This window comes from Streptomyces sp. NPDC002580 (assembly GCF_042889485.1).
Lineage (GTDB): Bacteria > Actinomycetota > Actinomycetes > Streptomycetales > Streptomycetaceae > Streptomyces.
The window spans coordinates 357,980-384,495 of sequence record NZ_JBIAQZ010000008.1 but is presented as its reverse complement, the minus strand read 5'-3'; the positions used below and the strand labels follow the sequence as shown (position 1 = coordinate 384,495).

Here is a 26,516-nt window from a genome sequence, read left to right as displayed (position 1 = left end):
GGCTCCGCTCGCCGGACCGGCCTCGGATCGGTGAGCCGGGCGGGCGCTTGTTGAATTAAGTCCGAGCGAAGCCGCTGCCGAAGGTTCGCGGTCCGGTTCGGCGGCCCGTCCGGCCGTCGGCGGCGTAACCGCTTGTGGCGCGCACCCGCGGATGCCGCCCGACAGCGACGCGACCGCCCTCCGGGAGGCGCCGGTCCGAACGGGTCGTCAGGATCCGTCGGGGAAGGCGACCTCTCGCGGCAGGAAGGCCAACCGGGCCCGCTTCTCAGGGAGTTGTACCTCGGGAAGGTCGACTCTGGGGAGCACGACCTCCGGGCCGGCGAGGAATCCCTGTCTGCGCAGTCGACTGATCGCCTTCTCGTTGCGGACGTCCGGATCCGTCACGACCCTGTTCCGGTCGAGGGTGCGCAGCACGTACGAGGCGAGGACCGCGGCCAGTGACGCCGTCCAGCCGGCCTGTCCCCCCTCCGGGCTGGCGGGGGCCAGCAGCAGATGGACCCCGATGTCCCCGGGGCGGACGTCGTAGCACTCGCTGATGCGGTCGGCCGCCGGTTCGTAGGTCTGCAACAGCGCGACCGGCGCGCCGTCCTTCCTCACCAGGTAGGCGTTGTGGGTGCTGAGCGAGTTCATGTGGGTGTAGATGTCGGCGACCTGTTCCCGGGTCAGACCGTTCATGCCCCAGAAGGCGGCGCGTTCCTGGTCGGCCCAGCCGTGCACGGTCTCCGCGTCGGCCGTCGCGTCGAGAGGCTGGATGCGGAACGTGCCCACGCCGTCGATGTGCTCCTCGTGGACGAACGGACGTACAGGGGTGCATATTTCAGACATTTGTCTCCTCGGGCCGACCGACCGCGCGCGACCGGAATCATTGATATTAGGTTAGGCTTGCCTAATAAGATCATGAGGTCATTTCGAAGGGAGAAGCCGGATGGGGCAACGACGTGGATGGGAGGGTGCGGTCCTCAAACTGCTGCGTGCCAGGGACTTCGTCCTCACGGTGACGGACGTGGAGGAGGTCACCCCGCTCTACCGGCGACTTCGGGTCAGTGACGGAGGCCTGCTCGCGGCGACCGGCATCCACCCGACGATGTGGGTCCGGCTCTGGTTCGCGGGCGCCGGGCGGCCTCACCAGCGGGCCTACACACTGGTCGCCCCGGATCCGGCCACAGGGACGTTCGCGCTGGAGTTCGCGCTGCACGAGGGGCGCGCGAGCGACTGGGCGCGGGCCGCGAAGCCCGGCGACACGGTCGAGGCGACCGTACAGGGAACGGACTTCCAGGAACCGGTGCCGGCGCCGTCCCGCCTGTACGCGATCGTCGACCCGGCGTCGCTTCCGGCGCTCAACTCCCTGCTCGGCTCGCTGGGTTCGGCACCCGCGACGATCTGGTTCGAGGGGGATCCGGAGGGGCTGCCGTGCGACGTCGATCCGTCCCGCCACGACCTGCGGATCGTCCCGCGCCGAGACGGGGGCGGGCACCTGGTGGAGCGGGTGCGGGCGGAGCTGCCGGAACTCCTGCGCGACGACCCCGACCCTTATGTCTGGACCACCTGCGACACCACGACCACGCGGACCCTGGCGTCGTACGTACGGAAAGAGCTGAACGTGCCGAAGCAGCGGGTCCACGCGCTGGGGTACTGGCGAGCGGTCGAGGCCGCGGCGCCGGTCGGCGGCGCCGTCGACGCGTAGGACCGGACGGTCGGGGAGGCGCGCGGGCCCGCGCGCGAGCGCCGCGTCACCTCGGACTCGTCGCATCGGACGCCGTGCGCCGCCTGGCGGCTCGCCACGTCGGACGTCGCGCGCCGGGTCGGACGCCGTCCGGCCGCTCGCCGCGTCCGACGCCGTGAGCTGATCCGGCGTCGGACGCGGGACTGTCCTCAGGCGTCGGCGGGGCGGGCCGGCAGATCCGTGACGTGCCGGTGGACGGAGTCCCAGGTCGCGGCCTGAAGTCGGCCGAAGGGTCCGTCGCGCAGGGTGCGGAGGTCCTGGTCGACGTCGCCCCGGGATACGACACTGTCGCTGAACACCTCACCGTCCTCGCGGACGGCCACCCGAAGGCACCGCTGTCCGTCGTCGGCTGAGTGCAGCGCGGCGGCGACGACCAGGGGCGGCGGCCCGCCCGCCTCACCCACGGCCTTCTGGTAACTGCTGGCGATCGGCGCGCGCCAGCGCAGACTCAACAGCAGGTGGCGCTTGGCCAGCACCTCGGCCAGATCGGTCTCGTGGACGCCCTCCGGGTCCAGGACCACCGCTTGCGCGTCCAGGACGAGTGCCGCGGGCAGCAGGCAACGCAGCGTGCTGCCGACGAGGTTGCCACCGACCGTGGCCGTCCGGCGCACGGCTCCGGTCCCCACCGTGGAGGCCGCCCGGCGCAGCGCCGCGGGCAGGCGGTCGTCCATGCGATGGAGCAGTACGGCCGCGCCGAGGGTCTCGTGTCCTATCTCGTTGGCCTCCGGGAGTTCGCGCAGCGACATGGCGTGGTCCGGGAATCCGTCCCGTTGCCAGGCGGCCCACACCAGTGTGGCGCCGCCTATCGGCACCGCACCCTCGATCAGGCACTCCTGTGCTTCGGACACGGACGTGGGGAGACGCAACAGCACGGCAGCCGACCTGCTTTCGTTTTGGCTTGGCGGCGGGATACGTGATGTCCCGGCCACATGGCCGTCGACAGGCGCATTTTCGCCGCACGGACGGGGGCGCGTACAGAGCTCACATATTCAATCGATGCGCCCCGTCGGTGCGTTGACCGACGGGGAGGCACTTGGCCGGGCCCGCGCCCGTTGTTCACGCCCCACTCGGCGGCAGCCGTTCCGTTCCTCCCGGTCCTGTGCGACGGCTTGCTGCGGATGCTTCAACTACCCTTGTGGAAGCCGGAACATGCCGCCCCCCCCGTCCTTCGTGCCGGACCACGGTGACCCGGCGCCCGAAGCAGCGGGTCATCCAGGAATCCGTCAGGGTCTCGCCGACGGGACCGAGCGCGAGGAAGCGGCCCGCGAGCAGCAGCAGGGTGTGGCCGACGGCCGGGGACGGTTCCTCCAGGTGGTGGGTGACCGCCACGGTGGCCAGGTCCAGGCGGCTCTCGGCAGGCCTCTGCACGCCCCACACGTTGAGTGCAGGGGCGTCTTGTTGTTCCGCGTGTCCGCTTCGTGGGCCGTGGCGCGGGCCTGTGCGCCGAGGACGGGACGGCCGGTTCCGGCCGGGGCGGGTGAGGGTCACTGCAGGATGTTGACGGCCCGCGCCACCACCAGCACCACGGTCACCAGTGAGACCGTGGACTGGAGCATCATCAGCATCTTGGCCCAGCGGGACAACGGCATCACGTCGGTCGGGCTGAACGCGGTGGAGTTGGTGAACGAGAGGTACAGGTAGTCCAGGAACGCCGGCTCCCAGTCCGGCGGCGCGGCCTCGGGGCTCTGCATCTGTACGAAGAGGAAGTCGGCGAACTGCCGGTGGCCCATCATCCGGTCGGCCGGGCCGCCTCGGTCCCACTCCCAGTACCACAGCGCGAACACGATGACGTTCGTCAGCCAGATGTTGCCGCCGGTCAGCAGCAGCGCCCCGGCGTTCGAGCCCTCGGTGCCGTTCACCAGGCCCCTGACGAGTTGGGCCGCCGCCCAGCCGTTGGCCAGGCTGATCACACAGATCAGAGCCAGTCCCAGCCACCGCAGCCGCTTGTTCCGGAGTTCCACCCGCCGGGGGTTCGCGGCGATCAGGCCCGTCAGCAGGACCACTTCCAGGACCGGCAGCGCCCAGGAGGGCGACAGGGTCAGCCGCTCCGGCAGTTTCGACTGGAGGGTGACCGCCACCAGGATCGAGGCGGTCACCGCCCAACGCGGCTCACCGTGTGTCACCCTCCGCCAGGCGGGGGCAACTTCGCGTTCGCCGGACTCCAGGAGGCGCTCGATCCTGGCGAGTCGGCCCTCGGTGTCGCTCGATCCGTCGTTCATGGAGACGATTGTCGCGCCCCGCGTGTCGATCGAGAGGCCGGCCGGCTGTTCGACTCAGGCCTTGTCCTGCATGCTCCGCCGCGCGGGACTGCCCTGCTCCGAGGCCTTGGGGTCCGTCTCGTCGGCCTTCGCGCGCACTCCTTGCTCGATGCGCTCACCGATCGCCTTGTCGATGTTCGACCAGTACGCGAACGCCCGTCGCAGCACGGGCTCGGTGACCCCGTTGAGCAGGTGGCCCACGACGTTGTCCACGAGCCGGTCCCGCGCCGCGTCGTCGAGGACCTCGCGCACCATGGTGCCTGCCTGGCCCCAGTCGTCGTCCTGCGGGTGCGAGACGTAGGCGGCCCGGGTGATGTCTCCGTCGGCGTGCCAGCTCGGCGGGTTGCCGTAGCGGTCGGTGTCGGCGGCCGGACCGCCCTTCGAGTTCGGGGCGTAGACCGGATCGGAGGTCTTGCGGTACGCCATCGCCCCGTCCTTGGAGTACGTGTGCACGGGCGCGACGGGGGCGTTGACGGGCAGTTGCTGGTAGTTGGACCCGATGCGGTGACGGTGTGCGTCGGCGTACGAGAACAGCCGCGCCAGCAGCATGCGGTCCGGGCTCGGGCCGATGCCCGGGACCAGGTTGTTCGGCTGGAAGGCCGCCTGCTCGATCTCGGCGTGGTTGTCGGTGGGGTTGCGGTCCAGGGTCATCCGCCCCACCTTGATCAGCGGGTAGTCGCCGTGCGGCCACACCTTGGTCAGGTCGAACGGGTTGAACCGGTAGTCCACCGCGTCCTCGTACGGCATGACCTGCACGTACAACGTCCAGCTCGGGTACTCGCCGTCGCGGATGTGCTCGAAGAGATCGCGTGTGTGGTAGTCGGTGTCGACCGCGGCCATCTGGTCGGCCTCGTGCTGGGTGAACGTCTGGATGCCCTGGTCGGTCTTGAAGTGGTACTTCACCCAGGAGCGCTCACCGCGCTCGTTGATCCACATGTAGGTGTGGGAGGTGTAGCCGTTCATGTGGCGCCAGCTGCGCGGGATGCCGCGGTCGCCCATGAGCCAGGTGACCTGGTGGGCCGACTCGGGGGAGAGGGTCCAGAAGTCCCACTGCATGTCGTGGTCGCGCAGGTTGTTGTCCGCGCGGCGCTTCTGGGACCGGATGAAGTGCTGGAACTTCATCGGGTCCTTCACGAAGAACACGGGGGTGTTGTTGCCCACCATGTCGTAGTTGCCCTCGCTGGTGTAGAACTTCACCGCGAAGCCGCGAGGGTCGCGCCAGGTGTCCGGGCTCCCGCGCTCACCGGCGACGGTGGAGAACCGGGCGACCAGCTCGGTCGTGACGCCGGGCTGGAAGACGGCGGCCTTGGTGTACGCGCTGACGTCCTCGGTCACCTCGAAGCGGCCGAAGGCGCCACTGCCCTTGGCGTGCGGCTGACGCTCGGGGATCCGCTCCCGGTTGAACTGGGCCATCTGCTCGATCAGGTAGGAGTCCTGGAGCAGGATCGGTCCGCCGGGCCCGACGGTGAGCGAGTGCTCGTCACTCTCCACCGGGGCGCCGGAGTCCGTGGTCGTCGGGTCGTGCGAGGTGTCGGTCATTCTCGTCTCCGCTTCGTGCTGGGGAAGTGCGGAAGGTCGTTCGGGGCGTCGAACCGGGGCCCCACGTCTCGGCCCGGTCGGCAACGAGGCCGGAGGGACCACCTGAGCGCGTCCGAGCCGACCGGCATCGCCCCGCTCTTCGGTCATCCGGCACTAGTAACCCGGCATCGTCAGGATCAAACACGGACGAGTGGGAAGAAAACGAACCAGGTCGAGCGCCGTCGGCCGGGCGGCCCGGGTGACCGCCGCGGGTTTGCTGCGGCGGCTCGACATGACCTGGTGGAACGCGACCGGTGCGACCGGAGCGCCGGTGGCCGTGGCCCCGAGGACGATCGTGACCATGCACAACGTCCGGTCCGGCTCGGAGAGTTGCCGGGTGGGCCGGCTGGAACACCACCGTCAGCAGGAAGCCGAACAGGATCCGCACACCGGTCTGGGCGACACGGATCTCTTGGAGCAGGCCGACCCACATGCGGTCTGCCCGCTCCTGCGGCGTCTCGTCCCGCCCCTCTCCCCGGTTGTCGCTCCGCACGACGTTCCCCTCTCCGAGCCCCGCCGCGGGGGCCATGCCCTGGTCCCGTCGGATCGTCCGCACGAGCGATCCGTCGAACGGGCCCCTGGCGGGCCGTCGAGGCCCGCCTCCGGCTCCCGGGGGTGTCGTGAGCCGGGCGCTGACAGCCGTCCGCGCCCGGATCTGACCGTCCGCGGACGGCTGTCAGCGCCCCAGCGCGTTCTTCAGCTGCTGTTTGTCCATGGACGAGCGGCCGTGGATGTCACGCTTCCTGGCCTCCTCGTACAGCTGGTCCCTGGTCGGTCCCTGCGCTCCGGTACGGGATCGCCGGCCGCCACGCTCCGATGCCGACAGCGGATCACGCAGGGACGCCTTGCTCGCGGTCTTCGACTCGCCGGCCCTGGCCCGCTCCTTGTTCACCGTGCGGGCCGCGATCTCCTCCGCGCGGCTCGTCGACTCCCCGCGGTCCTGTGCGCTCTTCTTGATGTGTTCGTACTGCCGCTCGCGTTTCCTGTTCGATCCTGCCGGCATGGCGGGCCCTTCCCGGTGTGTCCCTCTGGTGCGGATGCGAGTACCCCGACGGTGGGCGTGCTCACCGCCCCGCCCGGATTTCGCGCCCGACGGGCGGGGGAGACCACCAGGACACCACGCCACCGGGATCTCGCGCCCTGACAGGCGAGAGACCCCGCCCCATCCGGCCCGGGAGATGTCGGTCCTGGCCGGACCGGGTGGGGCCCCGGTCCTGTGGCGGCTCCGAGCCGCCCCCCTCATCCCTTCCCGCGTCGGAGCAGCAGCCATATGACGACCGCGGCACCCGCCGCGGCGGCCAGGAGGGGGCGGTTGTCCCGTGCCAGCCGCGCGCCGTGGGCCGCCTGCCGCCGCACGGGTTCGGGAGCCCTTTCCTCCCACACGCTCCCCGCCTGAGCGGCCTTGTCCCGAACCTGCGAGGTGGCCTGGGCCGCCTTGTCCTTGACCGCATCGGGCAGCTTGTCCTGGACCGAATGCGCGGCCCTGGCGGTTTTGTCCTTCAGCTCTCCCGCCTTCGACACGGCCTGCTCGGCCAGTTCGCCGGTCTTTTCCTTCACTTCGGTGCTCCTCCGCTCGGCGCCGGCCTTCACACCGGCCGCGTCGGCCGGTGCCTGCGCGGTTCCACCACGCTCGGCGCGGATCTGTTCGACCTGCTCACGCACTGCTTCGGGAGTGGTGGGGGTCCGCTCGCCATCGAACGGCTTGCTCATGGGTGGTCACTCCTTCCGGTCCGGGCCGCTTCGGCCTCTGACGTGCTCGCCATCGGTCGGGAAGCGAGTACCCGGAAAGCGGGACTTCAGGAGTCGGCGGCGCGAGAAGGGGAGCACGACCCGGTGAGGACGCCGGGAGTCCCCTCAGTCCCGGTCGGCGAAGACGCTGGTGTCCAGGTGGTCGAGGAGGTCGGCGGGATCCCGGTACACCGCGCGGGCACCGGCGGACTCCAGGTCGGCTCGCGGTATCCCGCCGGACAGCACGGCCACAGGGGTGACCCCGTCCCGTACGGCGGCTTCCATGTCCCAGACGGTGTCCCCGACGAACACCGCTCGTTCGCTCGGTACGCCGGCGACCTCCCTGGCCTGCCGGACGGGGCCGGGGGCGGGTTTGCCCTCGGCGACGTCGTCCGCGCCGGCCGCCCCGAGGATGACGTCGTCCGCGCCGATGGCACGGCGGAGCGCCGACAGCTCCGCATCGCCGGCCGAGCTGGCCAGGACGATCTCCCAGCCCCGCCGGGACAGCGCGCGCAACAGCTCGGCCGCCGACTCGAACGCCGACAGCCGGTCGAAATACGTGGCGTAGAGGGCGTGATGGGCCGCGACGAACCGCTCGTCGTCGGCGGGGTCACGGTCCTCGCCGAGCAGGTGCTCGATCAGGTCGCCGCCGGGGAGGCCCACGGCCCGCAGGATCTCCCGCGTGGGGACGCGGTGACCGCCCTGCCGGAAGGCCTCCCACCAGGTGACGACGTGCAGGTGGTTGGTGTCGACGAGCGTCCCGTCGACATCGAAGATGGCGGCGCGTTTCGTGGTCATGTGGATGTCCTCGCCCTCTCACCGTTCCCGAAGAGCGGGAAGCAGTCCGCGCTCGGCCCGTTCCAGGCAGGGCTCCTGGTGGTCGCCGCCGATCCGGACGCGAGCGACCTCGATCGCTCTCCTCCTCGTGGGCGGACATCACCGGGAGCGGGAGGCCCGGCCGGTCCGGCGCCCCGAGCGGCCGCCCGCCCCGTACGCCGGGCCGTCATCCGTCTCGGGAACGCTTGGCCCGCAGCTGCAGATCGACCTCCTTCTCCTGGTCACCCGACGCCGTGCCGCGCTCCTCGACGGCGAACGCGCCGTCCAGGGCCGCACGCAGCAGGTCCACGGCGGCGTAGCCGCCCTGCAGCGTCGCGGTGACCGAACCCTCCAGCGGTGCCGGACCGGTCGGGATCCGTTCCTCGGTCGGTTCGAACAGGGAGGTCCATACGAGAGGCCGGCCGGCCGGCTGTTCGTGCGGCACCTCGTCGGAGGGGCGGTCGAGCGGGAACGCCGTTCGCAGGACGTCGAAGACGCTGGCGGCGTCCTCCCGGGACCCTCCGGTGAGAGACACGGTGACCATCGGGTCACGCTCCTTTCGCTGGGTTACGACGGTGTGCTCGGGCCCGTCCGCGGAGGCGAGGTCCGCCGCGAACACCCCGAAAAGCGGATACGGGCGGCCGGGGTGTCAATCGGAGGGTTCGTCGGGCACGGGCTGTTCGGGATGCGGGCCGGCGGAGTGCGGGGCGCCGTCGCGGCCGGTGCCGGCTTCGTCGGTGTCGGGGATCTCGGGGTCGGGAACCCGCCGGTCGGTCCGCTCGTCGAGGGCCGCCTGCATCTCCGCTCCGACCACGTCCCAGGGATCCTCGTCCGAGGTGGCCTGCTGGTCGGGGAGGTCCCTCGGTATCGGCTGCGGAATCGGGTCCCCACCGTTCCCGGAGCCTTCCGGGCGGCGATCGGTCACGGCGCTCTCGCTTCCTCGCGTCCTCACGCGGGACGCGGCACCCTGCGCGAGTACCCCACCGGCCGACGGTCTCACCTCCGGCTTTCTCGTGCCCCGCGCTCCTCGGCATGCCTGGCGTGCCCGTTCCGCTCAGGGGTGCGGGAGTTGGGCCCGGACGAGCGCGTAGAGATGGGACCTGATCTGCGCGTTCGACCTGGAGATCGCCCGCAGGCGCCTTCGGGCCGCACGGGGCGGTACAGGTCGACCGGGGTCGCGGTCCGCCGCCGCGGCCTCGGGCGGGGGAGTGCCGAGGCGCACCTGGTCGCGCAGGCCGGCGAGCTCAAGGAGGCGGGCCGCCCGTGGATCGGGTACGACGACACGCAGGACGACGCCGTGCGCGTCGGCGGCCCGACGCAGGTGGAGCAGCAGGCGCAGGGTCGCGGCGGTGACGGTGGGGGCGCGCAGGACCAGGACGACGGAGCGCGCCGAGCGGTGCGGCATGAGCCGGATCAGCTCTTCCTCGATCGCGGGTTCGTCGCGGTCGCTGACGACGTCACCCAGTTCGATGACCTGGTCCTCTCCGCGCAGACGGTACGTCGGGGCAGTCACAGTTCACTCCGGTGAGCGGGATGTGGAATCGGCCGCTTCCTGACCGCGAACCTCGGAGTTCCCACCTGTTCCAGGCGCAAACCCGGCGCCGTGGCCGGGAGGGGGTCCGTCCCGGAGATGCCGCGGCGGCCGGGCGGTGGTCTTGGCGTGGCGGACGCGGGGCCCCTATGGCCGGGCGGTGCCGCCCGGCGGTTCTCCCGGACGTTCCACGTCGTCCACTTCGACCAGGTCGTCCTTGCGGAGAGGCGAGGAGACCGGCAATGCGGAGACGTCGGAGCGGGGCGCCGTGAAGCGGGCGGTGTGCGGTTCGTCCGTGTCGTCGCGGGGGCGGTCCGTGAGCAGATCCCGGGTGCCGGTCAGCGCCAGCAGTCTCTCCACGGCGGGGCTGGTGGCCCGGACGACGAGGGTCTTGCCGTCCGCCAGGGCGCGACGGCGCATGCGCAGTACGACGTTGAGACTGGAGCAGTCACAGAAGCCGACCGCGCTCAGATCGAGGTCGACGCCGCTGACGGAACCCTCCAGCGCCGCGCTGAGCGCCAGGTGGAAGGCGCGCTCGCTGCTGAAGTCGATGTCACCGGTCGGCGCCGCCGTAGTCCGGTCGCCGACCACGTGGGTGGCCGTCCTCAGCGGTGAACGGCGGGCGGAGAGGGCCGAACCCGCGTTGTCGGGGGAAGCGCTCTTGTCCGGCATGGTGGCCTCACTCGGGGAGCTGCCAGTTCCGGTTCCAGCTTCACCCGCGACCCGATGGACGTCAAGAGGTACATGAAATGCGGTTCATGCTTTTCGTTGCCTGAATTCTGCGTCGCATGCGGTGGGGCGGGGTGGGGGGGCGATCGCACGCGGGACGGGCGGCGCGAGGATCACGGCCGCCACTCGGTTCCGTGAACGTGCGGGCATGCGGGCATGCGGGGGTGGCCCCGAGGGGCCGGACCGCTCGGCGGGACGTCCTCGCCGTGCCGCTACGCCCGCTGGGGCGTGTTGTGTCGGGCGAGCAGGCGGAGCAGCTCCGCGACGGTCGGCCCGTTGTCCGCGGGATGCCTCAGGAAAGTGCCCGGTTCGATGCGGTAGGCGTTGGACCGGCCCTGCCGCGTGTGCGTGAGGTACCCGCCCTCCTCCAGATCCGCGATGATCTTCTGCACGGCTCGCTCGGTGAGCATGCATCGCGCGGCGATGTCCCGGATGCGCATGTTCTGGTCGTCGGCGATCGCGACCAGCACACGGGCATGGTTGGTGAGGAAGGTCCATCCGGTGTGTGTCTCGGAAACTTCACCCATCCCCCCAGCATACGGTCCAGGATTCACGCTTTCAAAGAGGCGAAAAAAAATTCATGTATCCCTTGATGCCTGTGCGGGGCGGGGGTGAACCTGGTGACCGCAGCCGGTGTGAACCTCGACCTGAGCGCTGTCCCCTTCAGCGACTGCTCCGGTCTCGACGTCCTGCTGCGGGCACGCCACCACGCCGAGGCCCAGGGCAAGACGCTCGCGCTCCAGGCCACCAGCCCGTCGGCCGAGACGCTGCTGATGCCGACGGACACCCGGCACCTCTTCGGCGACGCCCGGGCGCCGGGCGGCCGGCCGCGCGACCACGCCCGGCCCGGCGCTCCATGCCGCGCCCTCGACGGAACCGGGAACACCGCTCCGACGCCGGACACCGAACTCGAACAGCTCCGTCGGGCCATGGCGACGCGGCGACCATCGATCTCGCGCGCGGTGTCCTGATGGCGACCTTCCGGGCCAGTCGGCCGCGGCGGTCGAGGCCGAGGGGACGGTTTCCCACCGCCCCCGTCGCCACCCCGTGACGAGGATCGGCTGACGACGGGCGGGCAGCCGTCCCGCTGAAGGCTGCCACCCGGCCGGCGGGCCACGGCGGTGACCTGTTCGCCCGTTGGCGCGATGACGACCCTCTTTGTAGCAATCGTGTCCGGTGCCTTCCCCGGAAAGACCGGCGGAGGAAACTGAGTGGTGAGAGAGGCCGCGTCGCACCGTCCGGGCGGCGGACGACGGTCGTTCGTCGGTGTGGCGGCCGCCGCCGGGCCGGGCGGGCAGCGGCGGCCGCTCGAGGACGGCACAGGCTCCCCTCGTGTGTGCCGTCCTCGCCGAGGGGCCGTCCTCACCGGCCTTTCCAGGGGTGCGCGGGATCACCCCGGGCTCCAACCGGCCGGTGAGGACGGTGGGCGGGGCGGAGCCGGCGCGTGTCGGTGATCCGGCCCCGGCCCACCATGGGCGGCGCCCGAACCGGTGCCGGGAAAAGGCGCGAGATCCCGAGCGCCGGCGCGGACACGGAGCTTGGTCCCAACTCCCCTGCACCGAGAAGGCTAGAACGCGGAGCCGGGTGAGGGTAAGGACGGTATACGGCCACTTTGGGCTCCAGCGCTCACACGCGTCCGACCACCTCCGCCTCCCTGTCCGCCGCCACGGAGCGGCCGGTGTGGTCAGCCGATCTCCGGGACGGGCGCCGGCCGGGAGCTGTCCGGGGACGGAAGGGGCTGCTCGGCCCAGATGGTCTTCCCCCGGGCGGAGTAGTGGGTGCCCCAGCGACGGGCGAGCTGGGCGACGAGGAACAGGCCGCGGCCACCCTCGTCGGTCTCGTAGGCGTACCGCAGGTGCGGGGAGGTGCTGCTGCCGTCGCTGACCTCGCAGATCAGCGCGCGGTCCCGGATCAGGCGCAGGCCGATCGGCCCCGCTCCGTAACGGATGGCGTTCGTGACGAGCTCGCTGACGATCAGCTCGGTCGTGAAGTCGAGCGTGTCCAGGCCCCAGGTGGCGAGCTGGCCCAGACTCACCGAGCGGGCCGTCGCGACGACCGCCGGGTCCTCGGAGAAGGTCCATGACGCGACGTCGTCCGTGGCCAGCACCCGGGTCCGGGCCAGCAGCAGGACGAAACCCTCGTCGCCGTCGGGCCGGTGCGCACGGACCACCGCGTCGCAGGTGCCCTCCAGCGTGCGCTGGGGATCACCGCCCAGGACGCGGCACAGGGCGCTCGTGGCGGCGGCCCGGTCGGCACCGCCCGACGGCAGCAGGCTGGGCGTGAACAGCGCGAGCGTGCTGCCCTCCCGCAGTTCCACCTCGACGGTCCGGTAGGGCGGGTGACCGGTGCCCAGGGCAGGACCCTCGGGGACGTCGAGCGTCTCGACCCCACCCTGCGGGGTGACGGCGACCGGCGCGGGATGGCCGGCCCGGGCGAGGGTCCAGCGGCGCGAGACGGGGTCGTAGATCGAGTACAGGCAGGTGGCGCCCTGCATCTGGGCGTGGGCCGGGGCTCCCCGGGCGTCGGCGGTGCTCTCGTCGCTGTGTCCGGTCACCAGGTCGTGCAACTGGCCGAGCAGTTCGTCGGGGGCCAGGCCCTGGGCGGCGAGAGTGTTGATGGCCATGCGGAGCTGCCCCATCGCGGCGGCGGCGTCGATGCCCTGGCCCGCCATCCGGCCCACGACCAGGGCGACCCGCGCGCCGGACAGGGGGATGACGTCGAACCAGTCCCCGGGACTGCGCGCGGACTCGTGGCGCCAGGCCACCTCCACGGCGTTCTGCGGCGGGACGGACCGCGGGAGCAGGGTGCGTTGCAGAGCCAGGGCGGCGCCGCGCTCGCGGGTGTACTGACGCGCGTTGTCGATGCACAAGGCCGCCCGGGCGCCCAGTTCGGTGGCGAGCAGCAGGTCGTCCTCGTCGTAGGGGTCCGGCTCGGTAGCCCGGTAGAAGCTGGCCAGGCCCAGGACCACGCCGCGGGCGGCGAGGGGGACGACCATCAGGGAGTGGGCCGCGTCCGCGCGGATGCGCGCGGTGCGACGGTCGCTCGCGGACAGTTGGTCGCCGTGCAGACGAGGGACCAGGACGGGCCGCAGTTCGGTCAGGGCGGCGGTGTGCGAAGGGAGCATGTACTCGACCAGGTCCCCGGCGGCGTAAGCCGGCCGCGCGCGCAGTTCCCCGGTGCTGCGGAAGGCCGCGCGACGAAGCCGGGTGGCCCCGCCGACCGGTCCTGGCGCGGACGCCTCGCCGTGGAGCACGTCGTCGAGCACGTCGACCGTGACGATGTCGGCGATGGCCGGGACCGCGGCGTCGACCAGCTCCCGCGCCGTGGTGACGACGTCGAGCGTGGTGCCGATCCGGGTGCCGGCCTCCGCCAGGAGGCTCAGGCGCTCCTCGGCCCGCTGCCGCTCGGTGATGTCCTGGGAGGCGACGAAGACCCCGATGCTCTGCCCCGCGGAGTCCTTCAGGGGCAACAAGGTCACCGAGTAGACGTGGTCGTGGGCGGGGTCGGTGGGAGGACGGCCGCGGTGCACGAAGCCCAGCGGCCGGCCGGTCTCGACCACCTGGTGGATCTGCCGCTCGACCCGGTCGTCGACCAGCCCCGGCGCCACGTCGCGGACGTGCCGGCCGATGGCCTCCGCGCCCACCACTCCGCGGACCCCCGGACCGGCGAGGTTCAGGCGCAGCAACCGCAGATCGCCGTCGACGGCTTGGACGGCGAGCGGGGAATCGGTCAGCAGCGCCCGGAGCAGTGCGGCGTCGATCTCGTCCTGAGCCGCGTCCGACGCGGTGGTCAGCTCCACCGACCAGTGCAGGGCTCCGCCGGGTCCGGACAGCGGACCGACCGTCGCGCGGACGGGCACCCGGTGGCCGTCCCGATGCCGTGCCGCGACCTGTCCGGGGGGCCCGGAGAGGCCGGACGGGGGCTGGTCGAGGAATACGGTGACGTGCCGGCCCAGAGCCTCCCGCGCGTCGTAGCCGAGGAGCTGCTCGGCCTCAGGGCTCCACCGCGCGACGGTGCCCCGCTCGTCCAGGACGAGCCGGGCGTCGCGCGGCCGGGCGCTCAGTGAGCGGGCGTCACCAGGGGGAGCGACCATGTGCCGTTCAGCACCTCCCGCTGCGGCCGGTCCATGGGCGGCGTCCGGTCGGACGGCATGTTCTGAGCCGGTCGCCGGTCGGACTCCTCCCGGGCCGAACCCGCGTGCCGCCCGTACGGGGCGATCGCGCCGCCGGGTTCGAGGCGGTCCCGGCGTCCTGACCGATCGGGTCCCGGACCGCGGCCTGGGGGACACAGCCGTGTCGCACCCCGGCGGCGGATGGCGCGGCCAGGCGTTTGAGCTGCGGATTCGCTGCGGCGCCCCGATACGCCCGCACCGCACGCCCATGAGACCCCGGCAGGTATTTCCAGCCGGACGTCAGGGCCGGTGTCCCTCTCATGAGTTCCATCTGACCCTCTGCGAACACACCCCGCATCCCGGGAGGACCTCGCCTGTCCGGCGGGACCGAGCCGGGATCCGGCCTCGCGGCACGGAATGTCGCCGGAATGCGGGAGGAACCGCGGCACATCGCGGGGAGGGGACGGCCGGCCGCGCGCTCACTCGGCGCCGCAGGAAATCGCGGAGATGAGGGCCGGATCGCTGCGCCCGGGAGGCGTTCCTCGAGGGGCACGGGTCCGCGCCGTCCGCGCTGAGGGCCCTCGGGTCAGGGAGGACGTCGGGCCAGCCACGTCCCGTCGCGCATGACGACGCGCCCGCGGAGTTCCGGCTCGCGGTGACCGACCCGGTGCTCGGGCCGGCGGCTTCGGTTCTCGCGGCGGCCGGCTTCCGCGCTCGGGCGACCTGCTCCGGTGCTCGGAGCGGTCGGTGGACCTGCTCGCTCCCACTTGTCCCGGCCGCTGTGGGCACCTTCGGCAGCCGCGGCCTTCGACGGGTCCTGCCGCTTCCGCCCTGCCGTGCCGCTTCCGCACCGGTCGTTATCCCCGCGTCGGGCGAACCCTCCCTCACCCGTGGGCCCTTGGTGATGTCCGAGGCGCGATCGCCATCAGCGCCGAACCCCTCATCGGGCCTCCGACCCCAGCCCGGCCTCACGCGCAGCCCGCCGCCCGGCCGGCGGTCCCACCGTCCGTATGCGCACCGGCGGTTGAGGCCGGACGTCCGTCGGCACGCGCCCGGCAGGATTTCATAGCGTCCCATTGACGATAAGTGGGTCCTCGTGTGAGGCTGACGCAGCCGTCACGCCGGAGGTCGTGGCATGAGCGTCTTGCTGTGTCCAGCGCTTTCCCGGCTACGTCGATCCGGACGACCGACCACTCCGTCCCCGGATCACACCACCCGCCCGGCCCGGTTCCCGAGGGCCGTCGCACCACCTGGAGTCCTCATGGCCCGCGTTCCCGTACCCGACCCCGAGCTGGACGCGCGGGCCGCCGACCGCGCCGCCGGAGTGCTGCTCGGCGCGGCCGTGGGCGACGCGCTGGGCGTGCCGTACGAGTTCAAGGCGACACTGAGCGAGGATCAGCAGCCGAGGATGATCGGCGGCGGCCTGGGGCCGTACGAGCCCGGCGAGTACTCCGACGACACCCAGATGCAGGTCTGCATCGCCCAGGTCGCCGCCACCGGGGCGGACCTGCGCAGCCCCGAGGCGCTGGACGCGATCGCCGCCAACTTCCAGGGTTGGCTGGGCGAAGGCGCCAGCGACGTCGGAAACCAGACCAGCCTGATTCTGAGCGTCGCCGCCCGCGCACCCGGGTCGGCGGGCACGGCGATGCGGGAGGCCGCCCGCGAGTACACCGCCGGTAACGCGCGCAGCGCGGGGAACGGCTCGCTGATGCGCACCGGGATCGTGGCCCTGGCCCATCTCGGCGACGCCGCCGTGATGGCCGAGGCCGCCGTCGCCGTCAGCGCGCTCACCCACCCCGACCCGGACTGCGCCGACGCCTGCGTGCTGTGGTGTTCCGGCATCCGTACCGCGGTGCTGGACGGGACCTTCGACGGCGTACGCGCCGGCCTGGACCTCCTGCCCGCCGAACGCCGGGCTCTGTGGGCCGAGCGGCTGGACGAGGCGGAGGCCCGCCCGCCGCACCACTTCGCCAACAACGGCTGGGTCGTCCACGCGCTCCAGGCCGCCTGGTCGGCGATCACCCGCACCGCCGTACCGGAGTTGAACCCCGCCGAGGGCAGCTTCCCCGCGCAGCACCTGCGGTCGGCCCTGGAGGCGGCGGTACGCGCGGGCACGGACACCGACACCGTCGCCGCGATCGCCGGCGCCCTGCTCGGCGCACGCTGGGGCTGTTCCGGTGTCCCGCTGGAATGGCAGCGCGCCGTCAACGGCTGGCCGGGCCTGGACGGGACCGATCTGGTCCGGCTGGCACTGCTCACCTCCCGCGGCGGCAGCGACGACGCCGCCGGCTGGCCCTCGACGCCGCGACTGGTCTCCTCCCACCCCGGCTTCGCCCTGCCGCACCCGCACGACCCCGCAGTGGTGCTGGGCAACCTGACCACGGCCCAGGGAACCGAGCCGGTCGAGGTCGACGCCGTGGTGTCGCTGTGCCGCATGGGCACGGGACCGGTCCTGGCCGGCAGCGACGTCGAGCACGTCCGCGTCTGGCTGGTGGACAGCCAGGGAGCCAACGCCAACCTCCACTACGTGGTGGACCAGGCCGCCCGTGAAGTGCTGCGGCTGCGTCAGGAGGGCAAGCGGGTCCTGCTCCACTGCTACGCCGGGCAGAGCCGCACCCCGGCCGTCGCCGCCGCCTACAGCCACCTGGCCACGGGCATCGACCCCAAGATCGCCCTGAAGGACCTGCGCGAGACCCTGGTGAACGGCTGGCACCTGGAGGCGCACCCCGAACTGCGCGACGCGGTCCATGAGTTGGCCGCCCCGGCGGCGCCCGAGGCGAAGACGGCCGGAATCGCTTCGCGGAGCACCGAGACGCACGACGCCACGGGGAGCGCCCGGACGACGGACGGCAGGACCGGTCCCCGCGACGACGCCTCCGCCGAACAGGAGGCGCGTTTCGCGGGGAAACAGGGCGGGGACCGGGAACCCCGGGAGTTCCTCAAGGAGAGGCACGCAATGTCGCGGGTGCGCGGGCTGCTGCTCGGACTGGCCGTCGGCGACACGCTCGGCCGCGCCAAGGGCGAGCTGCCGGCCGACGGTCCGTTGCGGGCCGGGGTCAGCACCCAACTGGCCTGCTTCACCGCCGAAGGCGCCGTTCGCGCGTGGGTCCGCGGCGACCACAGGAGCCTTTCCTACGCCCCGGTGACAGCGGTCTGGCACGCCTACTGCCGGTGGGCCACCCTTCAAGGACTCCCGGCCCAACGCTGGGGATCGGGCGATCAGATGTGGCCCGACGGATGGCTCGCCCAGGTGCCCGCCCTGGCCGAACGACGCGGCTCGGCACCGGCGACCGTGGCCGCGCTCGCCAAGGGCGTGCGCGGCCCCGTGGAGAGGCCGACGACCAGTCGCGGCTGCCACGCTCTCACCCGTACGCTTCCGGTCGCCGTGCTGGGCTCCGCCCACGGCTTCGAGCCGGCAGCCGACACGGCCCGCGCGATCGCGGCCCTCACCCACGGCGACCCCGCCGCGCACACCGCGACTGCCCAGGCGGTGGTGCTGGCTCAGCACTGCCTGACCGGCCCGACCGAGGTGGACGCTTCGCCCGGCGGCCGGACGCGGGTGCGGCAGGCGCTACGGGAGGGCCTCAGCGCCCTTCGGACCATGGACGCCGGTCCCGCCTCCGGTGAACTCGACCGGCTCACCGCCGTATTGGAGGAATCCGCCGCGCACCCGGCCGACGCCGAGCGGCTCGCGAAGCTCGCACCGGACGCCACCGCGCCCTCGGCCCTGCTCGGTGGCGTGTACGTCGCCGCCTCCTTCCCCGAGCGGGACCGGACGGCGGCCGCGTTGAGCTTCGCCGCCGGGGCGCCGGACGGCGACTCGGTCGCCTGCGTCGCCGGCGCGCTGCTCGGAGCGGCCCACGGCGCCGAGGCCCTGCCCGTCGACGTGGTCAGCCGCCACGAACTGGCCTGGGTCCTCGACACCCTGGCCCGCGACCTCGTCGCCCAGCTCACGGACGCGCCCAGCGGCAGCGAGTACGAAGGAGGCTGGGACCCGAACTGGAGGGACCGCTACCCCGGTTGGTGATCCCTCACCGAACACCCCGCGACCGCGTGACCCGCGCCGGGCGGCTGACGGCGGGTGGGCCGGGGAGACCGCCTCCACCCGACCGCGTGCCCCCGTGCCGAGCGACCGTGGAGGCGGGTGACCGGAGGCGGCTGAGCTGGTGGAGGAGCAGGAGGGCTGGGGGGCGGAGAGCTGGAAGGCCGGAGGGGCGGAGGTGCCGCCGCACCGCTCCCGACGCGCGTCCGTTCGGGTCGGCGCGGGTGCGGCGGCACTCTCGACTCACATGTTGATCATGTGGCCGGCCAGTCCGTGGACGGCTTCCTTGACTGCCTCGCCGAGGGTGGGGTGCCCGTGCACATTGCGCGCGACCTCGTGGACCGTCAGGTCCCACTGCTGAGCGAGCGTCAACTCCGGCAGCAACTCGGTTACTTCGGGCCCGATCAAGTGGGCCCCGAGCAGCTCGCCGTGGCGCGCGTCGCTGAGGAGCTTCACGAAACCGGCGGTCTCGCCCAGGCCGTGGGCCTTGCCGTTGGCGGTGAACGGGAACTTCGCCACCTGGACGTCGAAGCCCCTCTCACGGGCCTGGGCCTCGGTCCAGCCGAAACTGGCGATCTGCGGCTGGCAGTACGTCGCCCGCGGGATCATGACGTAGTCGAGTTCCATCGTCTCCGCGTCGGCGATCGTCTCGGCCGCCACGATGCCCATCGACTCGGCCGCGTGGGCCAGCATCAGCTTCGCCGTCACGTCACCGATGGCGTAGAGGTGCGGCACGCTCGTACGGCAGCGGGCGTCGATGTCGATCGCCCCGCGGTCCGTGAGCTTCACACCGGTGTTCTCCAGGCCGTATCCCCGCACCCGCGGCTGGAAGCCGATCGCCTGCAGGACCTTGCCGGCCTCCAGCGTCTGCCGCTGGCCGCCGGTGGTCACCATGACCTTGACCCTGTCCCCGGAGTCGTCGATCGCCTCGACACGGGTGGACGTCAGGACGTTGATGCCGAGCCGCTTGTAACGGCGGGCCAGCTCCGCGGAGACCTCCTCGTCCTCCAGCGGGACGATCCGGTCGAGGAACTCGACGAGGGTGACGTCGACGCCGTAGTTGTGGAGCACGTAGGCGAACTCGACGCCGATGGCCCCCGCGCCCGCGATGACGATGCTCTCCGGCAGCGTGTCCGAGAGGATCTGCTCCTCGTACGTCACCACGCGCTCGCTCAGTGAGGTTCCGGGGAGCAGTCTGGTCGTGGCGCCGGCGGCGATGACGCAGTGGTCGAAGGTGACCGTCTCCGTCCCGCCGTCCGACAGGGCGACCCGCAGCGTGTGGTCGTCGTCGAAGGTGCCGCGCCCCGTGTACTGGGTGATCTTGTTCTTCTTCATCAGGTAGTGGACGCCCTTGACCCGTCCGTCCGCCACCTTGCGACTGCGGGTGAAGGCCGCGCCGTAGTCGAAGCTCACCTCGCCGTCCACCCGGATGCCGAAGGTCTTCGCCTCCTGGGTGAAGATGTGGGCCAACTCCGCGTTGCGCAGCAGTGCCTTCGACGGGATGCACCCCACGTTCAGGCACACACCGCCCCAGTACTTCTCCTCGACGATCGCCGTGCTGAGTCCGAGTTGGGCGGCTCTGATAGCCGCGACATATCCTCCGGGGCCGGCGCCCAGGACCACCACGTCAAAGTGTGCGCTCATGGCAGCCACCCTAGAGCGCCACCCCATCGGATCACCGATGCCGCAGGTCCCGCGGGCCGTGGCACGCCGTGGCAAGCCGGGACCGGGGCCAGGGCCCGCGCCCGAAAGAGTCCGGGCCGGCCCCCACTGGGGGCCGGCCCGGACTTCAAGCGTCAGACGTCGGACATCGGGTGTCAGGCGTCGGACATCGGGTGTCAGACGAGGTCGAACCGGTCGAGGTTCATGACCGTGTCCCAGGCGGCGATGAAGTCGTTCACGAACTTCGCCTGGGCGTCGTCGCTCGCGTAGACCTCCGCGAGCGCGCGCAGCTCGGAGTTCGAGCCGAAGACGAGGTCGGCACGCGTGCCGGTCCACTTGACCTCGCCGGTGGCGTCGTCGCGGCCCTCGAAGGTGGTCGCGTCCTCCGACGTCGCCTTCCACGTCGTGCCCAGGTCGAGCAGGTTGACGAAGAAGTCGTTGGTCAGCCTGCCCGGGGTCCCGGTGAGGACACCGTGCGAGGAGCCCTGGTGGGTCGCGCCCAGGACGCGCAGTCCGCCGACGAGGACCGTCAGCTCCGGCGCGCTCAGGGTCAGCAGGTTCGCCCGGTCGAGCAGCAGGTACTCGGCCGGCAGGCGGTTGCCCTTGCCGAGGTAGTTGCGGAAGCCGTCCGCCCTCGGCTCCAGAGCGGCGAACGACTCGGCGTCCGTCTGCTCCTCCGTCGCGTCGACGCGACCCGGGGTGAAGGGCACCTCGACGTCGTGACCGGCGTCCTTGGCGGCCTTCTCGACGGCGGCGCTGCCGCCGAGGACGATCAGGTCGGCCAGGGAGACGTTCTTGCCACCGGCGTTGAAGTCGCGCTGGATGCCCTCGAGCGTGCGCAGCACCGACGCCAGCTGGTCGGGGTCGTTGGCCTCCCAGCTGCGCTGCGGCTCCAGACGGATGCGCGCGCCGTTCGCGCCGCCGCGCTTGTCGCTGCCGCGGAACGTCGAGGCAGACGCCCACGCGGTGGAGACCAGCTGCGCGACGGTCAGGTCCGAGTCGAGGATCTTCGCCTTGAGGGCGGAGACGTCCTCGGCGCCGATGACCTCGCCCTCCGCCTCGGGCAGCGGGTCCTGCCACAGCAGGGTCTCCGCGGGGACCTCCGGGCCGAGGTAGAGGGACTTCGGGCCCATGTCGCGGTGGGTCAGCTTGTACCAGGCGCGAGCGAAGGCGTCCGCGAACTCGGCGGGGTTCTCGTGGAAGCGGCGGGAGATCGGCCCGTAGATCGGGTCGAAGCGCAGCGACAGGTCCGTCGTGAGCATCGCCGGAGCGATCTTCTTCGAGGAGTCGTGGGCGTGCGGGACGGTGCCCTCGCCCGCGCCGTCCTTCGGCTTCCACTGGTTGGCGCCGGCGGGGCTCTGGGTCAGCTCCCACTCGTAACCGAAGAGGATGTCGAAGAAGCTGTTGTCCCACTGGGTGGGCGTGTTGGTCCAGGTGACCTCCAGGCCCGACGTGATGGCGTCGCCGCCCTTGCCCGTGCCGTACGTGCTCTTCCAGCCGAGGCCCTGCGCCTCGATCGGGGCGGCCTCGGGGTCGTCGCCGACGCTCTCGGCCGGGCCAGCGCCGTGGGTCTTGCCGAAGGTGTGACCGCCCGCGATCAGGGCGACCGTCTCCTCGTCGTTCATCGCCATCCGGCGGAACGTCTCACGGATGTCGCGGGCCGCGGCGATCGGGTCCGGGTTGCCGTTGGGGCCCTCGGGGTTGACGTAGATGAGGCCCATCTGCACCGCGCCGAGCGGGTTCTCCAGCTCACGGTCGCCGGTGTAGCGCTCGTCGTCGAGCCAGGTGGTCTCGGGGCCCCAGTACACGTCCTCCTCGGACTCCCAGACGTCCTCGCGGCCGCCGGCGAAGCCGAAGGTGTCGAAGCCCATCTGCTCCAGGGCGACGTTGCCGGTGAGGATCATGAGGTCGGCCCAGGACAGGCTCTGGCCGTACTTCTTCTTGACCGGCCACAGCAGACGGCGGGCCTTGTCCAGGTTGCCGTTGTCCGGCCAGCTGTTGAGGGGGGCGAAGCGCTGCTGCCCGGCACCGGCGCCGCCGCGGCCGTCGCTGATGCGGTAGGTGCCCGCGCTGTGCCACGCCATGCGGATCATGAGGGGGCCGTAGTTGCCGAAGTCGGCGGGCCACCAGTCCTGCGAGGTGGTGAGGACCTCGGCGATGTCCGCCTTCACGGCCGGGAGGTCGAGGGACTCGAAGGCCGCGGCGTAGTCGAAGTCCTCGCCGAGCGGGTTCGCGACGGCGGGGTTCTTGGCGAGGATCTTCAGGTTGAGCCGCTCCGGCCACCACTGGCGGTTTCCGCCGCCCTGGGTCGGGTGCGGGGCACGCTGGTGCGCGACGGGGCAGCCACCTCCGGTTTCCGTCTTCGGGTCGGTGACGATCGCGTCATGGTTCTCGGACATGGGAATCCTTCCGGGCGGGGTGGATCTCGGTGCTCAGAGACTGTGGGTGGGGGAAGCTCCGGGGCGGGGGCCCCGGTGGCCGGCCCCGGAGCCGTCGACGGAGTCGACGGGGAGGCCAGGGGGAGCGGGCGGGAGAGGGCAGGGGCGCCTCCCTCCGCACACGCGAGGGCGTGGTGGACCGCTCGCACCGGGCCGGCCGGGCCGGACCGACGCGGGGTGCGAGTCTCGCCGCGGTGGGCGGACGGAGGGCCGTATGAGACGTGAGGAGAGACGCGACGCCGGGTCGGCGTGCTCCGGAACCGGAAGCGTTCGCCTCGTCGCCGAGGCGGTTCCGGACACCGGGAACGACCCCAGCAGCGTGTCACGGGCGGCCGTCACTCGCAGGCCGGCGCCGTGCGGTTCCACGGCGGGTCCCGACATGATCTGTGTCTCCTGCCCGTACTGAAGTCATTCTGTCCCTTGGCCAGCGCCAAAACCGATCCTACAATGGACAGAGTCCAAGTCAAGAAGGGCGCCAAGCCCATATCCGATCGGACCCGGATGCGCACCGATAAGCTGCGGGCTCCCGCCGAACCTGAAATGGTGAACCGATATGAGTGACCTGCTGGAGCGACTGCGAGGGCGCGGCTGGCGCATGACCTCCCAGCGGCGTGTCGTTGCGGAGGTCCTCGACGGCGATCATGTGCACCTGACGGCCGACGAGGTGCACGCGCGCGCGGTCGAGCGGCTGCCCGAGATCTCCCGGGCGACCGTGTACAACGCCCTCGGGGAGCTGGTCTCCCTCGGTGAGGTCCTGGAGGTCTCCACCGACGGCCGGGCCAAGCGCTACGACCCCAACGCGCACCACCCCCACCAGCACCTGGTGTGTTCCAGCTGCGGGACCGTGCGTGACGTCCACCCGAACGGCGACCCGCTGACCGACCTGCCGGCGACGGAACGATTCGGTTTCACGGTGGCCGCCGTCGAGGTCACCTACCGGGGCCTGTGCCCTTCGTGCGCCTGATCCGTGCCCCGCGTCCGGGACGGGACCGTTCCCTCCCGGACGGGTGCGCGGCCGGTTCCCGTGTGATCCGCGCGGTGCCGGACCGGCACGGTCGGGTCGCGCCCGGCCGTGCCTAGACTCCCGCCGTGAACGCCACCGCACCAGCCATACGCATCCGGCCGGGAGGCCCGGCCGACGCACCGGCCATTCTGGACATGCTCGACGCCGCCGTGGTCTGGATGAACGACCGCGGCAACACCGAACAGTGGGGCACGACGCCGTACTCGCGGACGTCGGGCGGGGCGGAACGGGTCCGTCGGTACACGACCGAGAACGCCCCCTTCATCGCGGAGGCGGGCGGAACACCCGTGGGAGCCCTGGTCCTGGACTCCGGGCCCAACCCGCTCATGCCGATCGGGCCCGCCGGAGAACCCGAGCGGTACGTCCGGCTCCTGGTGTCCGACCGGCGGCATGCCGGGCGGGGCATCGGGGCGGAGCTGCTCGCCCGCGCCGCCGAGGAGACCCGGCGCGCCGGGGTCGCCCTGCTGCGCGTCGACTGCTGGGCGGGCGGCGGGGGCGAACTGGTCGCGTACTACGAACGCAACGGGTTCACCCCGACCGAGCGGTTCCTGTCCGGGACCTGGCCGGGACAGGTGCTGGCCCGACGTCTCGGCCCACGGCCCTGACAGGGCTCCCCGCGATGACCGCCGGGGGCGTTCCCCGGGGATCGGGACCGCCGGCTCAGCCGAGGTGGTCGGCGATCAGCACGGCGAACTCCTCCGGCGCGGCGAGCCGGATCCCGAGGGTCTCGGCCTTGGCACGCTTGGACCCGGCGCCCTCCCCGGCGACGACCAGGGTCGTCTTCTTCGACACGCTGGAGGAGGAGCGTCCGCCGGCGCGCTCGATGAGTTCGTTCATCTGGTTGCGGCTGAGCTTCTCCAGCTCCCCGGTCATCGCCCCGGTGACCACGACCGTCATCCCGGCCAGCGGCCCGGCGGACGCCGTGTCGGCCTCCGTGCCCGGGTCGGTCTCGTCGGCCGGGGCGGGCGGGGTCGCGCCGGGCTCGGTCATGTTGACCCCGGCGGCGACGAGTCTGTCGATGAGCGGGGCGAGTTCGGCCAGTTCGGCCACGATCGACGGAGCCTTCTCCGTGCCGATGCCCTCGACCCGCTGCATCGTTTCGGCATCCGCCGCGCGCACGTTCTCCATGGTGGCGAAGTACCGGGCGATGCGCCGGGACATGGAACGGCCGGTGCCGCGGACACCGAGCGCGCACAGCACCCGTGACAGGGGCTGGCCCTTGGCCGCCGTGATCGCGGCGAGGAGGTTGTCGGTGCTGGTCTCGCCCATGCGCTCCAGACCGAGGAGCTGATCGCGCGTCAGGGAGAACAGGTCGGCGAGATCGGCGGCCAGACCGGCCTCGACGAGCTGGACGACCCGCGTGTGGCCGAGCCCCTCGATGTCGAGCTGGTCGCGGCCGGCGGCGTACGACAGCGCGGCCACCAGATGGCAGTTGCGGCCCTGTTCGCAGCGCCAGCGCTGCTCGCTGGTGTCGATGCCGGAGCCGCAGTTGGGGCACGTCTCGGGGAACGCGATCGGCCGCTCCTCGCCGGTGCGCAGATGGGCGACGGGCGCCTCGATGCGGGGGATGACGTCACCGGCGCGATGGACCATCACATGGTCGCCCAGCCGCAGATCGCGACGCGTGATGTCCGCCGGGTTGTGCAGGGTGGCGTACGTGATGGTCGAGCCGTCGATCTCGACCGGCTCCAGTACGGCTCGCGGGGCGATGATCCCCGTACGGCCGACGTTCCACTCGACCTCCAGCAGCCGGGTGATCTTCTCGACGGCGGGGAGCTTGTACGCGATCGCCCAGCGCGGCGCGCGAGAGCCCGACCCCGCGGCCCGCTGGTCGGCGGCCAGGTCGGCCTTGACGACGATCCCGTCGATCCCGAACGGCAACTCGGCCCGCAGCGCGCCGATCTCCTGGACGCGGGCCAGTACCTGCTCCGCGGTCGCCGCCGTGACGCCGGGAACCGCGGTGGTGGCGGGTGTGTTCACGCCCAGCTCCGCGGCACGCGCCATGAGGGCGCTGTGCGCGAGCTCGCCCAGCTCCGCGGCCGTCTCGTCCTCGGCGCCGGGCAGGGGGAGCAGGCCGTAGCCGAAGAAGGTCATCGGGACGGTGTAGGCGCGGTCCTTGGCGCGCAGGGTGCCCGCCGCGGCGTTGCGCGGGTTCGCGAACGGTTGCCCGCCGTGCGCGGTGCGCACCTCGTTGGCGTGCTCGAACTGGGCCGTCGTCATGAGGACTTCGCCGCGCACCTCCAAGGTGAGCGGTTCGGTGAGTTCGGCGGGAAGGCCCTCGACGGTGCCGATCGCGTGCGAGACGTCCTCACCGGCGGTTCCGTCGCCGCGGGTGATCAGCCGGGTGAGGCGTCCCTGGCTGTAGCGCGCGGCGACGGCGAGTCCGTCGAGCTTCGGCTCGACGCTGAAGTGCTCCACCTCGTGACCGACGCGCCGGGCCAGCGAGAGGGTCCAGGCGGTGAACTCCTCGGGGGAGAACACGTTGTCCAGGCTCAGCATGGCCACCGTGTGCGGCACGTCGCCCTCCACGGCGCCGCCGGCGACCTTCCCCGTCGGCGAGTCGGGCAGTACCTGATCGGGGTGCTCGGCCTCCCACGCGGCGATCCCGCGCACGAGCCTGTCGTAGGCGTCGTCGTCCAGCACGGACGTGCCGCCCTCGTAGTAGGCGGCCGAAGCCTTCAACGCGTCCTCGACCGCCTGCGCGTAGGCGACGGCGTCCACGATCACTGCGACTGGTGTTGTCATGCCCCTCATCCTGCCTGCCACCACTGACAACGCCCTCCCGCCGCGTCGCGGAACAGCCCCCGCGGAGGTCGCGTCGGGGGTGTCGGCAAGGGAGGCTCGGGTCGGCCGGAGATGTCCCGTCGGCCGCCGGG

22 protein-coding genes and 2 pseudogenes are annotated in these 26,516 nt (G+C 72.0%); 5 read left to right on the top strand and 19 right to left on the bottom strand.

Annotated features, from left to right (window positions below; translation table 11 throughout):
* Positions 1-207 precede the first annotated feature (207 nt).
* Positions 208-825, bottom strand: a complete 618-nt coding sequence (locus tag ACFYW7_RS25535; protein WP_389506212.1) for a GNAT family N-acetyltransferase — start codon at positions 823-825, stop codon at positions 208-210.
* A gap of 100 nt (positions 826-925) precedes the next feature.
* On the opposite strand from ACFYW7_RS25535, the gene ACFYW7_RS25530 reads away from it, so the two are divergent.
* Positions 926-1,684, top strand: a complete 759-nt coding sequence (locus tag ACFYW7_RS25530; protein ID WP_389506210.1) for a siderophore-interacting protein — start codon at positions 926-928, stop codon at positions 1,682-1,684.
* Between the two features lie 188 nt (positions 1,685-1,872).
* Here ACFYW7_RS25530 and ACFYW7_RS25525 read toward each other — a convergent pair whose 3' ends face one another.
* The 14 genes and pseudogenes from ACFYW7_RS25525 to ACFYW7_RS25460 form a co-directional block, all read right to left on the bottom strand.
* Entirely contained in the window at positions 1,873-2,595 is a 723-nt protein-coding gene (locus tag ACFYW7_RS25525) for an FAD binding domain-containing protein (protein WP_389506208.1), read from the bottom strand.
* Between the two features lie 184 nt (positions 2,596-2,779).
* A complete protein-coding gene (locus ACFYW7_RS25520) occupies positions 2,780-3,091 on the bottom strand; it encodes a hypothetical protein (RefSeq protein ID WP_389506205.1) in 312 nt (103 codons plus the stop codon).
* Between the two features lie 116 nt (positions 3,092-3,207).
* Entirely contained in the window at positions 3,208-3,942 is a 735-nt protein-coding gene (locus tag ACFYW7_RS25515) for a hypothetical protein (protein ID WP_389506203.1), read from the bottom strand.
* 54 nt (positions 3,943-3,996) lie between these two features.
* Positions 3,997-5,520 (bottom strand): catalase, encoded by a 1,524-nt coding sequence (locus tag ACFYW7_RS25510; protein WP_389506201.1) that lies wholly within the window; start codon positions 5,518-5,520, stop codon positions 3,997-3,999.
* Positions 5,521-5,673: 153 nt separating this feature from the next.
* Positions 5,674-5,883: pseudogene (locus tag ACFYW7_RS25505) on the bottom strand (DUF6328 family protein); the annotation flags it as partial.
* A 25-nt stretch (positions 5,884-5,908) separates the two neighbouring features.
* Positions 5,909-6,088, bottom strand: a pseudogene (locus ACFYW7_RS25500) (DUF6328 family protein); the annotation flags it as partial.
* 147 nt (positions 6,089-6,235) lie between these two features.
* Positions 6,236-6,562: a plasmid stabilization protein gene (locus tag ACFYW7_RS25495; protein ID WP_389506199.1), complete on the bottom strand. Its 327-nt coding sequence runs from the start codon at positions 6,560-6,562 to the stop codon at positions 6,236-6,238.
* A gap of 236 nt (positions 6,563-6,798) precedes the next feature.
* Positions 6,799-7,269: a hypothetical protein gene (locus tag ACFYW7_RS25490; protein WP_389506197.1), complete on the bottom strand. Its 471-nt coding sequence runs from the start codon at positions 7,267-7,269 to the stop codon at positions 6,799-6,801.
* Between the two features lie 144 nt (positions 7,270-7,413).
* A complete protein-coding gene (locus ACFYW7_RS25485) occupies positions 7,414-8,085 on the bottom strand; it encodes an HAD family hydrolase (RefSeq protein WP_389506195.1) in 672 nt (223 codons plus the stop codon).
* Positions 8,086-8,290: 205 nt separating this feature from the next.
* Positions 8,291-8,647 (bottom strand): hypothetical protein, encoded by a 357-nt coding sequence (locus tag ACFYW7_RS25480; RefSeq protein WP_389506193.1) that lies wholly within the window; start codon positions 8,645-8,647, stop codon positions 8,291-8,293.
* A gap of 105 nt (positions 8,648-8,752) precedes the next feature.
* The gene (locus ACFYW7_RS25475; RefSeq protein WP_389506191.1) at positions 8,753-9,028 is read right to left on the bottom strand and encodes a hypothetical protein; all 276 of its coding nucleotides are present in this window, start codon (positions 9,026-9,028) and stop codon (positions 8,753-8,755) included.
* Between the two features lie 129 nt (positions 9,029-9,157).
* Complete coding sequence (locus tag ACFYW7_RS25470) at positions 9,158-9,616, bottom strand: hypothetical protein (protein ID WP_389506189.1); 459 nt, start codon at positions 9,614-9,616, stop codon at positions 9,158-9,160.
* A gap of 165 nt (positions 9,617-9,781) precedes the next feature.
* Complete coding sequence (locus ACFYW7_RS25465; RefSeq protein ID WP_389506187.1) at positions 9,782-10,306, bottom strand: STAS domain-containing protein; 525 nt, start codon at positions 10,304-10,306, stop codon at positions 9,782-9,784.
* Positions 10,307-10,575: 269 nt separating this feature from the next.
* Complete coding sequence (locus ACFYW7_RS25460; protein WP_389506185.1) at positions 10,576-10,890, bottom strand: helix-turn-helix transcriptional regulator; 315 nt, start codon at positions 10,888-10,890, stop codon at positions 10,576-10,578.
* Between the two features lie 84 nt (positions 10,891-10,974).
* Between ACFYW7_RS25460 and ACFYW7_RS25455 the strand changes: the two genes are divergently transcribed.
* Complete coding sequence (locus tag ACFYW7_RS25455) at positions 10,975-11,334, top strand: STAS domain-containing protein (RefSeq protein WP_389506183.1); 360 nt, start codon at positions 10,975-10,977, stop codon at positions 11,332-11,334.
* A 713-nt stretch (positions 11,335-12,047) separates the two neighbouring features.
* On the opposite strand, the gene ACFYW7_RS25450 is transcribed toward ACFYW7_RS25455, so the two are convergent.
* Positions 12,048-14,456 (bottom strand): SpoIIE family protein phosphatase, encoded by a 2,409-nt coding sequence (locus ACFYW7_RS25450; RefSeq protein WP_389506181.1) that lies wholly within the window; start codon positions 14,454-14,456, stop codon positions 12,048-12,050.
* Positions 14,457-15,735: 1,279 nt separating this feature from the next.
* Here ACFYW7_RS25450 and ACFYW7_RS25445 point away from each other — a divergent pair.
* Positions 15,736-18,501 (top strand): ADP-ribosylglycohydrolase family protein, encoded by a 2,766-nt coding sequence (locus ACFYW7_RS25445; RefSeq protein ID WP_389506179.1) that lies wholly within the window; start codon positions 15,736-15,738, stop codon positions 18,499-18,501.
* Between the two features lie 258 nt (positions 18,502-18,759).
* Here ACFYW7_RS25445 and lpdA read toward each other — a convergent pair whose 3' ends face one another.
* Together lpdA and katG are read right to left on the bottom strand one after the other, a co-directional pair.
* Complete coding sequence (lpdA, locus tag ACFYW7_RS25440) at positions 18,760-20,160, bottom strand: dihydrolipoyl dehydrogenase (protein WP_389506177.1); 1,401 nt, start codon at positions 20,158-20,160, stop codon at positions 18,760-18,762.
* A gap of 194 nt (positions 20,161-20,354) precedes the next feature.
* Positions 20,355-22,577 carry a catalase/peroxidase HPI gene (gene katG, locus ACFYW7_RS25435; RefSeq protein ID WP_389506175.1) on the bottom strand — a complete coding sequence of 741 codons (2,223 nt, stop codon included), beginning with the start codon at positions 22,575-22,577 and terminating at the stop codon, positions 20,355-20,357.
* A 592-nt stretch (positions 22,578-23,169) separates the two neighbouring features.
* Here katG and ACFYW7_RS25430 point away from each other — a divergent pair.
* The gene (locus ACFYW7_RS25430) at positions 23,170-23,580 is read left to right on the top strand and encodes a Fur family transcriptional regulator (RefSeq protein WP_389506173.1); all 411 of its coding nucleotides are present in this window, start codon (positions 23,170-23,172) and stop codon (positions 23,578-23,580) included.
* Between the two features lie 194 nt (positions 23,581-23,774).
* Positions 23,775-24,245, top strand: coding sequence for a GNAT family N-acetyltransferase (locus ACFYW7_RS25425; protein ID WP_389506463.1), 471 nt, complete (start codon positions 23,775-23,777; stop codon positions 24,243-24,245).
* Between the two features lie 55 nt (positions 24,246-24,300).
* Here ACFYW7_RS25425 and ligA read toward each other — a convergent pair whose 3' ends face one another.
* Positions 24,301-26,385, bottom strand: coding sequence for an NAD-dependent DNA ligase LigA (gene ligA / locus ACFYW7_RS25420; protein ID WP_389506171.1), 2,085 nt, complete (start codon positions 26,383-26,385; stop codon positions 24,301-24,303).
* Positions 26,386-26,516 lie beyond the last annotated feature (131 nt).

Coding starts and splice junctions, on each gene's coding strand:
- ACFYW7_RS25485 (WP_389506195.1), bottom strand. CDS start 8,085: ATGACCACGAAACGCGCCGCCATCTTCGATGTCGACGGGACGCTCGTC.
- lpdA (WP_389506177.1), bottom strand. CDS start 20,160: ATGAGCGCACACTTTGACGTGGTGGTCCTGGGCGCCGGCCCCGGAGGA.
- ACFYW7_RS25465 (WP_389506187.1), bottom strand. CDS start 10,306: ATGCCGGACAAGAGCGCTTCCCCCGACAACGCGGGTTCGGCCCTCTCC.
- ACFYW7_RS25510 (WP_389506201.1), bottom strand. CDS start 5,520: ATGACCGACACCTCGCACGACCCGACGACCACGGACTCCGGCGCCCCG.
- ACFYW7_RS25430 (WP_389506173.1), top strand. CDS start 23,170: ATGAGTGACCTGCTGGAGCGACTGCGAGGGCGCGGCTGGCGCATGACC.
- ACFYW7_RS25490 (WP_389506197.1), bottom strand. CDS start 7,269: ATGAGCAAGCCGTTCGATGGCGAGCGGACCCCCACCACTCCCGAAGCA.
- ligA (WP_389506171.1), bottom strand. CDS start 26,385: ATGACAACACCAGTCGCAGTGATCGTGGACGCCGTCGCCTACGCGCAG.
- ACFYW7_RS25515 (WP_389506203.1), bottom strand. CDS start 3,942: ATGAACGACGGATCGAGCGACACCGAGGGCCGACTCGCCAGGATCGAG.
- ACFYW7_RS25460 (WP_389506185.1), bottom strand. CDS start 10,890: ATGGGTGAAGTTTCCGAGACACACACCGGATGGACCTTCCTCACCAAC.
- ACFYW7_RS25445 (WP_389506179.1), top strand. CDS start 15,736: ATGGCCCGCGTTCCCGTACCCGACCCCGAGCTGGACGCGCGGGCCGCC.
- ACFYW7_RS25535 (WP_389506212.1), bottom strand. CDS start 825: ATGTCTGAAATATGCACCCCTGTACGTCCGTTCGTCCACGAGGAGCAC.
- ACFYW7_RS25450 (WP_389506181.1), bottom strand. CDS start 14,456: ATGGTCGCTCCCCCTGGTGACGCCCGCTCACTGAGCGCCCGGCCGCGC.
- ACFYW7_RS25425 (WP_389506463.1), top strand. CDS start 23,775: ATGCTCGACGCCGCCGTGGTCTGGATGAACGACCGCGGCAACACCGAA.
- ACFYW7_RS25530 (WP_389506210.1), top strand. CDS start 926: ATGGGGCAACGACGTGGATGGGAGGGTGCGGTCCTCAAACTGCTGCGT.
- ACFYW7_RS25495 (WP_389506199.1), bottom strand. CDS start 6,562: ATGCCGGCAGGATCGAACAGGAAACGCGAGCGGCAGTACGAACACATC.
- katG (WP_389506175.1), bottom strand. CDS start 22,577: ATGTCCGAGAACCATGACGCGATCGTCACCGACCCGAAGACGGAAACC.
- ACFYW7_RS25480 (WP_389506193.1), bottom strand. CDS start 8,647: ATGGTCACCGTGTCTCTCACCGGAGGGTCCCGGGAGGACGCCGCCAGC.